Below are 12468 nucleotides of genomic sequence, written 5' to 3'. Positions count from 1 at the left end.
GGATCATGGGGCGAAACCCTCAAAGCGGGGAGCGGCTCAGGCCGGTCGATCTGGCACGCGAGCACGGTCTGTCCACGCAGGCGATCAGGAACTACGAGGAGGCCGGCGTCCTCCCGGCCGCCGGTCGCACGCCCCACGGCTACCGCACCTACACGCCGCTGCATGCGGGGGCCCTGCGCGCGTTCCTCGCCCTGGTGCCCGGCCACGGCCATCAGACGGCGACGTCGATCATGCGGGCGGTGAACGAGGGCGCGGTCGAGGCGGCGTTCCGTCTCATCGACGAGAGCCACGCCCAGCTCCTCGACGACCGCCGGACCCTCCAGGCCGTGGAGAACGCCCTCCGCGACCTGGGGCCGGGGGTGGCATCCGAGCCGGGCGCGGTGTCCGGGTCTGGCGGCACGTTCATCGGGCCGCTGGCGGGAGAACTCGGAATCCGGCCCGCGACGCTGCGCAAATGGGAGCGCGCCGGGCTGGTGCGCCCGCGCCGTGACCCGCTGACCGGGTACCGCGTCTACGACGAGGCCGCTGTACGGGACGCCCGGCTGGCCCACCAACTCAGGCGCGGCGGCTACCTGCTGGAGCAGATCGCCCCGCTGATCGCCCAGGTGCGGACAGCCGGCGGGCTGGAGCCGCTGGAGGCGGCACTGCACGACTGGCACGGCCGCCTGTCCGCCCGCGGGCGGGCGATGCTGTCGGGGGCCGCGGCACTGGAGGCGTACCTCCGCGACCGGGGATAGGGCGAGCCACCGAGCGGTGTGTCGGTGGCGAGAGGGCCGGTGCTCACATTGCCGGCGACGAGGCTGGGCCGGCCTCGAATTGGGTCGACCCGGAGGACTGGAAGCAGTGGCGGGCCGTGATTGCCCGCCTTCGCGCGGTACTTGTGCCGCCACCACCTTCCATCGCTCTCTTCGATGTCCAGCCGTAACGGAGCGCTGATCGGCACGGAAGTCGAGCCAGAACCGGTTCGCGTGAGCAGAGCCAGGGGCGACCGGAGCGCGGCGGCTGCGGACGGCGACGCCCTGGCTGCGATCGAGACCTCGGCTGACCCAGCCACCGCTTGGATTCGCCGGGCGCCTGCGGGAGCGCCCCGGTCGTGCGCGTACGTTACGGGCCGCACCGCGCTCCGTACGACCTGGGTCTGTGTCCGGCACCGCGCGGTGCCGGACACGGACGCTCCGGACGGCCTCCGCTACGTCTGCGTCAGAAGATGCGCTGACCGGGCGTGAGGACACCGTCGGGGTCGTAACGGTGCCGTGCGGCTTCGAGTTCGGCCCAGAAGGGGCCGAAGTGGTGCACCCAGTCGTCCCTGGTCAGCGGTACGGAACCGATCGGGTACCAGCAGCCGCCCGCGGCGACGGTGGCGTCGTACTGGCTACGGTTCGCGGCGACCATCTCCTCGGCGGAATCCGCCCCGGGTGAGGCGGTCTTGAGGAGGGAGAAGAGGTAGACGAGCTCCTCGTCCGGCATGACCGGGAGCGGGGTGCGGCACTGCGCGGTGGGCACGGGGTACAACAGGACGACCGCGCTCACGCCGAGAGCGCCAGCCTTGAGACCGGAGAGCGTCTCCGTGACGACGGCGTTCACGGTGGACGCGGGGAGCAGGCTGTCGTACCAGGGGTGCGGCCGCGTCCACTCGCCCATGGACTTGAAGGCTTGCACCGCCGGGGCGAGCCGGTTCAGGAAGTCGAAGTAGGGCACGTCCTGGACCTCGACCGAGATGTGCTCCAGGTCGCCCGTGAGACGGGCGTCGTCTGCAGGCGCCCCGTCGTAGGTGGCGGCCTCGATCATGTACGTCCAGCCGTCCGGGGTGGGCAGGACCTGTCCGACGAGGTAGTCGAACCGTCCGTCCTCGATCAGCTTGGCCTGCTGCGCGGTGAGAGTGGCGACGCTCCCGAAGAGCATCACGTAGTGCCGTACGGAGCGGGGCGCGGGGACCAGGGAGAGGGTGGCGCGGGTGATGATCCCGCACTGTCCGAGGCCGCCGAGGACGGCTCGGAAGAGGTCGGGGCGCTCAGTGGGTGAGCAGGTGGTGAGCTCGCCCTCACCGGTGACGACCTGGAGTTCGAGCACGTTGTCGACCTGCGTGCCGTGGCGGCTGATCTGCCCGCCCAGGCCTCCGGCCGACAGCGTGCCGCCCACGGAGAGCTCGAGATAGTCGGTGAAGGCCGGCGGGGTGAGGCCCATGGGCAGGGTGGCCTGGACCAGCGTGCTCCACCGCGTCCCCGCCTGGACTATGGCGGTGTCCTCGCGGATCTCGATCGAATCCAGCGAGCCGAGGTCGATGACGAGCCCGGAGGGCACCTGGGCCTGTCCGTTGGTGGAGTGCCCCTGGCCCCGTCCGGCGACCTTCAGCCCGCGCTCCCGGCAGTAGCGGACCATCGTGGCGACGTCCTCGGCCGAGCCGGGGCTGAGGACCGCGGCGGGCGGGCGGCTGACCAGGTGGCCGAAGTCGGTGGACGCCGCGTCGAGGGCGGCTTGGTCGAAGCGCAGCTCTCCGTCCAGGGCGGGAACCGCGTCGAAGGCGGTGCCGACGCCGTGGGCGGCTTCGGTCGGGTCCGGTTGCGCGGCAGGAAGGTGCGAAGGCGTCACGCTCACTCCAGATCAACTCGGCTACAGGGGCTGCCTCCGACTCACGAGCGAACCGAAGGCGGCGCGGCGCCGGCCCGCAGCATGGTCAATCACTCCGGACACTGGCACAGTTCCTTCACATTGTGATCACCTCTGTGCCAGAAGGGCGCCAAAATAACCAAGTTGGTGCCGTTCGGTGCGACCACCCGAGCAATCCGCACTCCCGCTTCCTCGAGTGCCCTACCGGGCTCGGCACTCAGCCCTGGCCTCCCCTATCCCTGAGGGCGACGCGGCGACCGACTCCTATGCTCTTGGCTGTGGACGGATACCAGGGCCCTACGGCATTGATCGAATCGGCCTGGAAGGAACTGAACGGCTCCGACGCGGACCACCGGGGTTCCCGTCTCGATGCCGTCAGCGACGTCCTGGAGACGGGCCGCCTGACGCAGGACGATGCCGAACGGGCCGTCGAGCGTCTCGTCACGGTCGCGCTCTCCGACGAGGGCCACCCAGTACGAGAGTCCGCACTGCACGCGGTCTGCACGGCCTCCACGCACTACAAGCTTCCCTATCGGGTGGTGGAGCCGCTCGCTGTCGGCGCGGATGGCTTCGAACCGCTGCTCCTGGACTACGTCCTGAGCATCTTGGGCTCGACTCACGACCAAGCGGCGCTCCCCATCCTGGAGGGGTTCCTCCAGCACCCCCACCCCGATGTGCGCGGGGAGGCGGCGGATGGGATACACGAGCTGGGCTGGAGTCGGAAGTCCTCCCAGGGGGAGACGGTCTAGCTCCCGGGTCTGAGCAACTCGGCCGTATAGGTACCTGCATGGGCCGCCGAAGACGATGGCGAGCGCACCAGGAAATGTCCCCCTAGACGCGTTCCAAGGGGTGGTGAGGGGTGGACGGGAGTTCGACCTCTATCGGGTCGTGCGGGCAGACGGTTCCACCGTGGCGGACCACGGCCATGATGCCGGACTTGAAGGTGAACTCTCCCGAGTCGGGGTCCAGGGTGAAGACCTCGCCGAGCAGGCCCTTACGGAAGTCGTTGATCTTCGCGCACGGGTTTCGCAGCCCCGTCACCTCGAGCACGGCGTCCGCCCCGAGATGGAGCAGGGCGCCCGTGGGAAGGCCGAGCAGGTCCACGCCGCGGGTGGTGATGTTCTCGCCGAGCTGGCCGGCGGAGACCTCGAAGCCCTTGAGCGCCAGCTCGTCGAAGAGTTCCTCGCGCATGAGGTGGACCTGTCGCAGGTTCGGAAGGTCCGGCTCGTAGGTCATGCGGAACTGATGGCGGATCGTCTCACCGGCGTGAACGTCCCCTTCCACCCCCAGCCCGGCAAGCAGTCTGACGGACTCCCGATTGGGCTTGCTGAACGAATACGTCCCGTTGCAGCTCACCGCCGTGACCTTGGCAGCCATCGCTCACCCCACCCCACCTGTTCCCACCCTGCAGCCAGGCCGATCCTAGAGGCCGCCACGGGCTGACTGGGCGGCGAGTACCCCGACCTTCCACAGGCGGCCGACCGTCGAGTGACGTACGTACTACCGATCGGGACTGCCGTGAGCGCCCAACCGGCGCTCCCCCGGCCTTTGGTCCTACCCGGCTTTCTCCGCGCGGAAGGCGCGCCGGTACGCGGCAGGCGTGGTCCGCAGGGCCTCGTGGAAGCGCCGGCGGAGGTTGACGGCCGAGGAGAGGCCGACCCGGCGCGCGATGGTTTCCACGGACAGGTCGGTCTCCTCCAGCAACGCCCGGGTGGCGGCGATCCGCCGGTCCAACAGCCATCGCCCGGGACTGATGCCGAGCTGCTCGGTGAAGCGCCGCGTCAGCGTGCGGGCCGAGACCTGCGCGTGGACCGCCATCTCGGCGACGCTGACCGGCTGGTCGAGGCGTCCGGCCAGCCACTCCAGGAGCGGGGCCAGCGAGTCGGCGACCGGTCCGGAGGTGGGCAGTTCGGCATACTGCAGCTGGCAGCCCTCGCGGTGTGGCGGCATCACCATCTGCCGGGCGATCCGCATCGCGTACGCGGCACCCTGGTCGACGCTCACCAGGTGCAGGCAGAGGTCCACGCCGGCCGCCGATCCGGCGCTGGTGGCGACGTCGCCGTGGTCCACGTACAGCACCGCGGGGTCGACCCGGACCTGCGGGAACCGGGCGGCCAGCTCGGCGGCCCGGGCCCAGTGGGTCGCGGCCCGTCGGCCGTCGAGGAGTCCGGCGGCGGCGAGCACGAACGCGCCCGAGCAGATGCCGACGATCCGCGCGCCTCGCTCGTGTGCCGCGCGGACCGCGGTGACCACCGCCGACGGCACCTCGGTGCCGACCGGTTGCTGCCAGCCTGGGACCAGCACGGTGTCCGCGCGCTCCAACGCGTCCAGGCCTGTCGTGACCAGCATGTCGTAGCCGACCTGAGTGCGCACCGGGCCGGGGCGCTCGGTGCAGACCTCGAACGCGTAGCGGGCGGGGATCGCCGGGCCGTGGGAGCCGAACACCTCGGTCGCGCAGGCCAGCGGGAACGTCGACTGCGGGGGCTGCAGCAGGGCCACGACCCGGTGCAGCTTCGGGGATTTCGGCAGCGAACGAAGCGTCATGGCGCGAAAGTACCCCTTCATGTCGTTCGGGACACTGGGTTGACTGATTGGTCTAGTCCAACATCTGTGCTGTGACCACCGCGCAGACGAAGAACCAGACCGAGACCGCCGCCCGGACCGAATCGCCGACCACCACCCCTCCCGCCCGACCACCACTGTGGGATCGGCGCTTCACGCTCTACTTCACCGCCCGCGCGGTCTCGCTTCTCGGCGACGCGATGATGCCGGTCGCCGCCGCGCTCGCGGTCGGCCCGCTGTACGGGATCTCCGGAGTCGGCTTCGTCCTCGGCATCTGGACCGGGACGTTCGTCCTCCTGGTCCTGTTCGGCGGGGTGTTCGCCGACCGGTTCGGCGCGCGCCGGATGATGGTCGGCGCGGACCTCGTCCGGGTGCTCACCCAGGGTGGGCTGGCTGCCGCGTTCTTCGCCGGCTCGCCGCCGTTCTGGCTGCTGGCGACCATGGCGGCACTGGCCGGAGCGGCCGTGGCGATGTTCCTGCCGGGGGTGAACGGGATGGTCCCGCTGGTCGCCCGCGAGCCGCAGCGGGCCAATGCCACGCTCAAGGTGGCCGACGCGTTCGCCCATCTGCTCGGCCCGGCCTTGGCGGGGCTGCTGATCGCGCTGACCAGCGCAGGGACCGTGTACGCGATCGACGCCGGCACCTTCCTGCTCAGCGCCCTTTGCCTCGCGCTGATCCGGCTCGCCCCGGCGGCGACGGCCACGGACGCCCCGGTCGGCGCCGACTCCCCTGCCCGCACCGGCAGTTCACTCCGTCGCGACCTGCGCCAGGGCTGGCAGGAGTTCCGCGCACGCACCTGGATGTGGGCGGTGATCCTCATCTGGGTCGTGTACGGCGTGCTGCTCTTCGGCCCGCTCGTACCGCTCAGCTCGACACTGATCGGCGCCCGCCTCGGCCCGAACGCCTACGGTCTCGTGGTCTCCTCCCTTGGCGTCGGAACGGTGCTCGGCGGCCTGCTGGCACTGCGGCTGCGCCCGGCCCGACCGCTGGCCGCCGGCGCGGTGGCGATGGTGCTGTACACCGTGCTGCCGCTCTGCGTGGCGCTGGGCGCCGACCTGCCGGTGCTGCTGGCCTGCCACGCGCTCGGCGGCGGCGCCTTGGCGTTCTGGTCGGTGATGTGGGCGACCAGCGTGCAGACCCACACGCCACCGGCGGTGCTCAACCGGGTCACCGCGTACGAGCTGGCCGGCTCGGTGTCCGGGATCGCGCTCGGCCAGATACTGGCGGGGCCCGCCACCGCACTGACCTCCCCGGGGCGGCTGCTGCTGGTGTCGGCCGGCACCTGCCTGGCGGGCTGCGTGGCGCTGTTCGCGATCCCGGCGATCCGAACCCTGCACCGCGCTACCCCTGCGGACACCGGCGGACCGGGAGCGCCGGAAGGCCGGGACGGCCCGGTCGGCCGGGACGGCTCGGACGGTCCGACGGCCTGAACAGCCCGGCCGGTCCGGACGCCTGGACGGTCCCGTCCGGCCCTGACGGCCCTACGGCCCGGACTTCCCGGACGACCCGACGGCCTGAACAGCCCGGACGGTCCGGACAGCCTGGACGCCCCCGACGCTCCCGTCGTTCCTGACGGCTCGGACGGCCCGGACGACCCGACGGCCTGAACAGCCCGGCCAGTCCGGACAGCCTGGACACCCCCGACGCTCCCGTCGTTCCTGACGGCTCGGACGACCCGGATGACCCGGACGCTCCGACGGCCCGGACGGTCCGGCGCATACGGCCCGGACGACCCGGACGACCCGGACGCTCCGACGGCCCGGACGGTCCGGCGCATACGGCGCAGATCTCCTGCAGTTCGAAGCCTGGGCGGCGAAGCACCGACTCCTCAGCAGCCCCGGATCCGTCGAAGTGACCGTCGAGCTGTCCGCCGGTTCCCGGATCAAACCGAAAGCGGCCGACGCCGAGTTCAAGGGCGTCGGCCGCTCGGGCACTGCCGCCCGCCGCCTCGATGGCGTAGGGCTCGGTCATGCTCGACGAGGCCGCGAGAGCCGGCCTCACCTTCGCCCAAGGCACGCATCCGGATCGCCGAGGCCGCGCGAGACACCGCCGTGACGCTCACTCAGTTCCCTGAATCGACCCGGGTGTTCACACCTCGCGGTTCGGATCTCGACGCCCCTCCACCTTGACGGCTAACACCGTTAGCCTTAGCGTTACGCCTCGCAGCTAACACCGTTAGCCAAGTTGGTCAGTCACACCGCGAGAGGGCCGCAGTGAACACCGCCACAGCCGGCAGCACCCCACACGGTCCGCCGAACGTCGCCGCGCCCGTTCGCCTCGCTGGACCGGACCCCTTCCTACGAAGCCCTGCGAAGTACACGAAGCACGCGTCGGGATTCCGGCGTCCCAGGCACGGCGCCTTCCCCGCCCCGGCCGGTGTTCGCGTCGCGGCTTCCGCGGCCGGACGGCGTATCGGAATGGCAAGCACGCGGACGGCCCGACGTGGCTGACCGCGCGCGGCAGATCATGGCCGCTGCCCGTGAGTTGCTCGACGCCGAGGGGCCGGAGGCGTTGTCGATGCGGCGCATCGCCGAGCGTGTCGGCATCCGGGCGCCTTCCTTGTACAAGCACTTCCCTGACAAGGCCGCCGTCGAGGCGGGGCTCCAGGTCCAGGGAATGACCGAGTTGGCGGAGGAACTGGAGGCCGCCGAAGCCGAGATCGGCGTCGAACCGCCCCTCCTCGTACTCGCCCGCGCCTACCGACGGCACGCTCTCGCCGGCCCGCACCTGTACCGCGTCACCCACACGCAGCCGCTCGTCCGCACCGCTCTCCCCGACGGACTCGAGGATCGCGCGGCGGCGCCGCTCGCCCACGCGGTGGACGGCGACATCGACATCGCGCGCTCGTTCTGGGCCTTCGCGCACGGCATGGTCGTGCTCGAACTCGACGGCCGCTTCCCGTCCGGCGCGGACCTGGACGCCGCATGGCGTACCGGCTGCGATGCGTTCGCCCAAGCGCTCCGACACAAGACCCGGGGAGGGACGGCATGACCACGGCCGCCGAAAGGCCTCCCAACGGCTTCACCACCCGTGCCGCCGGATACACACACGCCGCGGCATGGATGCTCGGGCTCGCGATCGCATGGGGAGCCACACCCGAAGTCGGTGACACGCAGGTCGCGATCACGAACGCGTATGCCGGCCGGCCGTTCCAGGCGGCGGCCCAGCATTGCTTGTTCACGGTGTGGCAGGCGTCGGCCTCGTGGTCATCGGATCCGGACTGCTCGACTGGGCCCGCCGTACCGGCAACTCTGCGGCCGGCTTGGCCGGATGGGCAGGCAGAGTCGCGGGGGTGCTCGCCCCCGTCCAAGCCGTCCTGGAAATGATCGCCGTATCTGGAGCTGATCCAGCGTCACCAGGCAGGGCCGGAGCCCTGTTCGAGGCGGTCCAACGTACGGACGGTGTCAAGATGTTGGCGCTCGCCGTGCTCGCCGGGGCTGCTTGCGGCGCCTCGCGGCACGGCACCCTGCTGCGGCGTTGGGAGGTCGTCGTCGGCTGGCTCCTCGCCGCCACGATCACCGCCTCCGGCATCGGATACCTGTTCCTGTCCCCCGCCTTGACCCCGATCGCGTCCATCTCACTGCCCTTGCTGCTGCTCTGGATCGCCGTACTCGGAGCAGCCCTCAGTCGCCGCCCCTGAGCGCTCCCCCACCGGACGAGCGCCTGACCGACATCGGCCACCCGTCAGTCGGCCGGCCAACAGATGGGACTTCTACGGAGTGACCATGGATCTCGCCTACCTTCCCAGTCCTTCGACCGGGGTCCTTCACCTCGGCCCCGTTCCGTTGAGGGCGTACGCCTTCTGCATCATCCTGGGTGTGTTCGTGGCCATCTGGCTCGCCAACCGGCGCTGGGCCGCGCGGGGCGGCGATCCCGGCGTCATCGCGGACGTCACCATGTGGGCCGTGCCGTTCGGCATCGCCGGTGGGCGGCTCTACCACGTGATGACCAGCCCCGACGCGTACTTCGGCGAACGCGGCGAGCCCATCCGAGCCCTGTACGTGTGGGAGGGCGGCCTCGGCATCTGGGGCGCCATCGCCTTGGGCGGAGTCGGCGCGTGGATCGGCTGCCGTCGCCACCGGATCCCGCTCGCCGCCTACGCGGACGCGGTCGCCCCTGGCATAGCCCTGGCCCAGGCGATCGGCCGTTGGGGCAACTGGTTCAACCAGGAACTCTACGGTCGTCCCACCACGCTCCCCTGGGGCCTGGAGATCGACGTTGCGCACCGTCCGTCCGACATGCTCGACATCGCCACGTACCACCCCACCTTCCTCTACGAGTTCCTCTGGGACATCGGCGTCGCCGCCCTGGTCATCTGGGCGGGCCGCCGCTTCGCGCTCGGTCACGGCAGGGCCTTCGCCCTGTACGTCGCCGTCTACACGGTCGGCCGGTTCTGGACCGAGTACCTGCGCATCGACGAGTCCCACACGTTCCTCGGCCTGCGCCTGAACAACTGGACCTCTGTGGTGGTCTTCCTTGGCGCCATCGCCTGGCTCGTCGTATCGGCCCGCCGTCACCCGGGCATCGACGAGGTGACGGGATCGCAGGACAAGGACCGCCACGAGAAGGCCGACGAGCCGCGCTTGGGCGACGCCGTCAAGACCGGAGGTGGTGAGGCGCGATGACTCGTGAGACCGTCGGCGCCACCATCAGGTCCGACACCCTGCGGGGGTTGTCGCTCCGCTGCGGCTGGGACAGCCCTTGGTGCGCGTCATCGAGACAGTCGAGGAGTTCCGGCCCGCGACCACTGCGTCCGACGTCGGCGTGGGGGGGCAGGATCTAGGCCGGGTTCGTAGCGCGTTCGATGATCACGAGCGTGCCTCTGCTGCCGGGGCGCACGGCGTGCTCCACTCCCGCCTCCACGATGTACATCTCCCCCGCATGCACGTCGACCTCGATGCCGTCGGCCTCCAGCCGCAGAGTTCCCTCCACGACCAGGAGCGCTTCCGCGGTGTCATGGGATTCCGATGCCACAGGGCGTCCGTCCATCCGCAGCACCTTCACCGCGGTGCTCGCGACCTGCCCGAGCAGGAGCGAGTCCCAGGCGTCGGGCAGTTCCCCGGCCGTGCTCCGTATGTCGACGACGTTCATGGCGTGCCTCCTGGCGGGCTGCCTGGCCTGGGGGCTGAATGAGCCGCCGGAGACGCCCGTAGTGGTGATCAAGTGATGTAGTGACGTTAAGGCACGGTGGCCCACAGCTGGTCGACCGTTCGGTAAAACCCGGTCGAGGGTCTGGACGGGGACCACAGGGCTGGACCTCACGGGCCTGGACATCTCGCGCGTGGCACGCACTGGACCGCCTGGCGGCGCGGCCCCCCGAGTGTGCCCGGCTCCTCGACCCCGTACTCGAGCCGCGGATCCACCAAACCCTCCGTCAGGCTCCTTCACCGGGCCAATGGTCTCAGTGGGAAGCGATCTACCAACGGCCATGTCGTCCCCACCACGACGGCCACTCGACGACACCCAGGGCGGGCGGATCTGGATGTCCTGGGCGACGTCGAGAAGTCGGCGCCGGGCTCTTCGCGCGGGGAAGGCGCGGCGCTGCTGCGCAGGGGCAGGCCCCGTCCCGTCCTCAGGCGGGGCGCTCGGCCATGATGACCACGCCCGGCCCGCTCAGCTCTTCCGCAGGGAGTCGAAGTTCGGCGACGGGGCGCAGTCCGGCCTGCTCGATCAGGTCCACGAGCTGTTCCGGCCGCCACTTGTGAGTGGTCCAACGAACCGGCACTCCTCCGTACGCCTCGGTGCGCTCCACGTCTTCGTCACCGACGTGCGTTGCGGTGATGAAGTGGCCGCCCGGCTTCAGGGCAGCCGCGAACAGCGCGAGAACCTGGGGAAGGACCTCGCGGGGGAGGTTGAACAGGGACCACCACCCGAGCACCCCGCCAAGTGAGGCTTCTCCAAGGTCGAGTTCGGTGGCGGAGGCGACGCTGAAGCGGCAGTGCGGATGAAGACGGCGCGCGTTCTCGATCATGCGGGGGGAGAGGTCGACTCCTGACACGTCGAGTCCGCGTTCGGCGAGGTAGGCGGTCACCGTTCCGGGCCCGCAGCCGACGTCCAGGACAGGTCCGAGCTCGCCCACCGTGTCGGCGAATGCGTCGATCGATGCCTTGAGCCATGGATGACGACGGATGTCGCCGAATCCCGTCGTCTGCACCATGTGGACGTAGTTGTCAGCCACGCGGTCATAGGACTCGCGGACCACGTCGAGATCTGCCGGGCGGTCAATGGGGTGTGGGTGCATCAGCCAACCATAGGACGGCGGTTGAAGCGCGGCAGCGTCCGGGAGGACGTCACGGCAGGGTCAGGATGCGGGGGCCCTCGTCGGTGATGGCGACGGTGTGCTCGATGTGGGCGGCCCTGCTGCCGTCGGTGGTGCGCAGGGTCCAGCCGTCGGTGTCGGTGCGGTAGGCGTTCCGCCCGCCGGCCATGAGCATGGGTTCGATGGCGAGGACCAGGCCGTGTCGGAGGGGGAAACCGCGGCCGGGACGGCCGCGGTTGGGGACGTGAGGGTCCTCGTGCATGCGGCGGCCGATGCCGTGGCCGCCGAAGTCGGCGGGCATGCCGCAGCCCGCCGTGCGGGCGACGGTGCCGACGGCGTGGGAGATGTCGCCGACGCGATTGCCCACCTGGGCCGCGGCGACGCCGGCGTCGAGGGCTTGCCGGGTGGCGTCGATCAGATCGAGGTCGCCGGGGCGGGGCGTTCCGACGGTGAAGGTGATGGCCGCGTCGCCCGTCCAGCCGTCGAGCTCGGCGCCGCAGTCGATGCTCACCAGGTCGCCGTCGCGCAGCCGGTAGCCGGTGGGGATGCCGTGCGACACGGCGTCGTTGACGGACGCGCAGATCACGGCGGGGAAGGCGACCGGGGCGAAGGACGGCCGGTATCCGAGGAACGGGGAGCCGGCTCCGGCCTCGGCCAGAACCGACCGGGCCGCTTCGTCCAGTTCTTTCAAGGACACCCCCACGCCGGCCGTTGCCCGGACCGCGGCCAGGGCGCGGGCCACCACGCGCCCGGCTTCCCGCATCGCGTCCAATGCGGCATCGGTCTTGATCTCCACCATGTGTGGACTCCTCGCAACATGTCGACCCAATACTTATACCGGTATTAGTATCACGGTCACGGCTCGGGCTCCTCTCGCACCATGGGTGGAGGAGGGGGTACGGGGCTGCCGGGGCGGAAGCCCGTTCCATGCGGATGCGGAAACGGCCAACTGGAGGGACACGCTCCGACCGCGAGGGCGCAGGCGCTCGAAAAGCATGCGGGGACTGCGATCCGGAGGGGCCGGCGGGCGCCGGTGTCGC

Annotated in this window: 12 protein-coding genes; 6 read left to right on the top strand and 6 right to left on the bottom strand. The window is 70.7% G+C overall.

All coding sequences use genetic code 11. The features are described 5' to 3' along the window. Positions 1 to 5: 5 nt before the first annotated feature. On the top strand, positions 6 to 737 hold the full coding sequence (locus ACFVZW_RS00590) for a TioE family transcriptional regulator (protein ID WP_384514613.1): 732 nt from the start codon (positions 6 to 8) through the stop codon (positions 735 to 737). A 463-nt stretch (positions 738 to 1200) separates the two neighbouring features. On the opposite strand, the gene ACFVZW_RS00585 is transcribed toward ACFVZW_RS00590, so the two are convergent. Continuing rightward, positions 1201 to 2589 (bottom strand): FAD-binding protein, encoded by a 1389-nt coding sequence (locus ACFVZW_RS00585; RefSeq protein ID WP_384514610.1) that lies wholly within the window; start codon positions 2587 to 2589, stop codon positions 1201 to 1203. Positions 2590 to 2885: 296 nt separating this feature from the next. On the opposite strand from ACFVZW_RS00585, the gene ACFVZW_RS00580 reads away from it, so the two are divergent. Further along, positions 2886 to 3356 carry a HEAT repeat domain-containing protein gene (locus tag ACFVZW_RS00580; protein ID WP_384514607.1) on the top strand — a complete coding sequence of 157 codons (471 nt, stop codon included), beginning with the start codon at positions 2886 to 2888 and terminating at the stop codon, positions 3354 to 3356. A gap of 82 nt (positions 3357 to 3438) precedes the next feature. Here ACFVZW_RS00580 and ACFVZW_RS00575 read toward each other — a convergent pair whose 3' ends face one another. Both ACFVZW_RS00575 and ACFVZW_RS00570 read right to left on the bottom strand, forming a co-directional pair. Further along, entirely contained in the window at positions 3439 to 3984 is a 546-nt protein-coding gene (locus ACFVZW_RS00575; RefSeq protein WP_384514604.1) for an MOSC domain-containing protein, read from the bottom strand. A 177-nt stretch (positions 3985 to 4161) separates the two neighbouring features. Continuing rightward, positions 4162 to 5151, bottom strand: coding sequence for a GlxA family transcriptional regulator (locus tag ACFVZW_RS00570; RefSeq protein WP_384514601.1), 990 nt, complete (start codon positions 5149 to 5151; stop codon positions 4162 to 4164). A gap of 71 nt (positions 5152 to 5222) precedes the next feature. On the opposite strand from ACFVZW_RS00570, the gene ACFVZW_RS00565 reads away from it, so the two are divergent. From ACFVZW_RS00565 to lgt, 4 genes are all read left to right on the top strand, one after another. After that, positions 5223 to 6599, top strand: coding sequence for an MFS transporter (locus tag ACFVZW_RS00565; protein WP_384514598.1), 1377 nt, complete (start codon positions 5223 to 5225; stop codon positions 6597 to 6599). 1012 nt (positions 6600 to 7611) lie between these two features. Continuing rightward, positions 7612 to 8160: a TetR/AcrR family transcriptional regulator gene (locus ACFVZW_RS00560; RefSeq protein WP_384514595.1), complete on the top strand. Its 549-nt coding sequence runs from the start codon at positions 7612 to 7614 to the stop codon at positions 8158 to 8160. A gap of 418 nt (positions 8161 to 8578) precedes the next feature. After that, the gene (locus tag ACFVZW_RS00555) at positions 8579 to 8809 is read left to right on the top strand and encodes a hypothetical protein (RefSeq protein WP_384514592.1); all 231 of its coding nucleotides are present in this window, start codon (positions 8579 to 8581) and stop codon (positions 8807 to 8809) included. 85 nt (positions 8810 to 8894) lie between these two features. Beyond that, entirely contained in the window at positions 8895 to 9794 is a 900-nt protein-coding gene (lgt, locus tag ACFVZW_RS00550) for a prolipoprotein diacylglyceryl transferase (protein ID WP_384514590.1), read from the top strand. Between the two features lie 154 nt (positions 9795 to 9948). Here the strand turns inward: lgt and ACFVZW_RS00545 are convergent, their stop codons facing one another. The 3 genes from ACFVZW_RS00545 to map all read right to left on the bottom strand — a co-directional run bounded on the left by ACFVZW_RS00545 (position 9949) and on the right by map (position 12227). Further along, complete coding sequence (locus ACFVZW_RS00545; protein WP_384514589.1) at positions 9949 to 10260, bottom strand: cupin domain-containing protein; 312 nt, start codon at positions 10258 to 10260, stop codon at positions 9949 to 9951. A 481-nt stretch (positions 10261 to 10741) separates the two neighbouring features. Continuing rightward, positions 10742 to 11410 carry a class I SAM-dependent methyltransferase gene (locus tag ACFVZW_RS00540; RefSeq protein WP_384514586.1) on the bottom strand — a complete coding sequence of 223 codons (669 nt, stop codon included), beginning with the start codon at positions 11408 to 11410 and terminating at the stop codon, positions 10742 to 10744. Positions 11411 to 11459: 49 nt separating this feature from the next. Then, positions 11460 to 12227 carry a type I methionyl aminopeptidase gene (gene map / locus ACFVZW_RS00535; RefSeq protein WP_384514583.1) on the bottom strand — a complete coding sequence of 256 codons (768 nt, stop codon included), beginning with the start codon at positions 12225 to 12227 and terminating at the stop codon, positions 11460 to 11462. Positions 12228 to 12468: the final 241 nt, after the last annotated feature.

Origin of the sequence: Streptomyces sp. NPDC059567 (genome assembly GCF_042735655.1) — a bacterium.
Classification (GTDB): Bacteria; Actinomycetota; Actinomycetes; order Streptomycetales; family Streptomycetaceae; genus Streptomyces.
This window is presented reverse-complemented; position numbering and strand designations above follow the sequence as displayed.

Excerpts from the sequence above, each read along its gene's own strand:
- ACFVZW_RS00575 (WP_384514604.1), bottom strand. The coding sequence starts at position 3,984 with ATGGCTGCCAAGGTCACGGCGGTGAGCTGCAACGGGACGTATTCGTTC.
- ACFVZW_RS00590 (WP_384514613.1), top strand. The coding sequence starts at position 6 with ATGGGGCGAAACCCTCAAAGCGGGGAGCGGCTCAGGCCGGTCGATCTG.
- ACFVZW_RS00555 (WP_384514592.1), top strand. The coding sequence starts at position 8,579 with ATGTTGGCGCTCGCCGTGCTCGCCGGGGCTGCTTGCGGCGCCTCGCGG.
- ACFVZW_RS00545 (WP_384514589.1), bottom strand. The coding sequence starts at position 10,260 with ATGAACGTCGTCGACATACGGAGCACGGCCGGGGAACTGCCCGACGCC.
- ACFVZW_RS00570 (WP_384514601.1), bottom strand. The coding sequence starts at position 5,151 with ATGACGCTTCGTTCGCTGCCGAAATCCCCGAAGCTGCACCGGGTCGTG.
- map (WP_384514583.1), bottom strand. The coding sequence starts at position 12,227 with ATGGTGGAGATCAAGACCGATGCCGCATTGGACGCGATGCGGGAAGCC.
- ACFVZW_RS00540 (WP_384514586.1), bottom strand. The coding sequence starts at position 11,410 with ATGCACCCACACCCCATTGACCGCCCGGCAGATCTCGACGTGGTCCGC.
- lgt (WP_384514590.1), top strand. The coding sequence starts at position 8,895 with ATGGATCTCGCCTACCTTCCCAGTCCTTCGACCGGGGTCCTTCACCTC.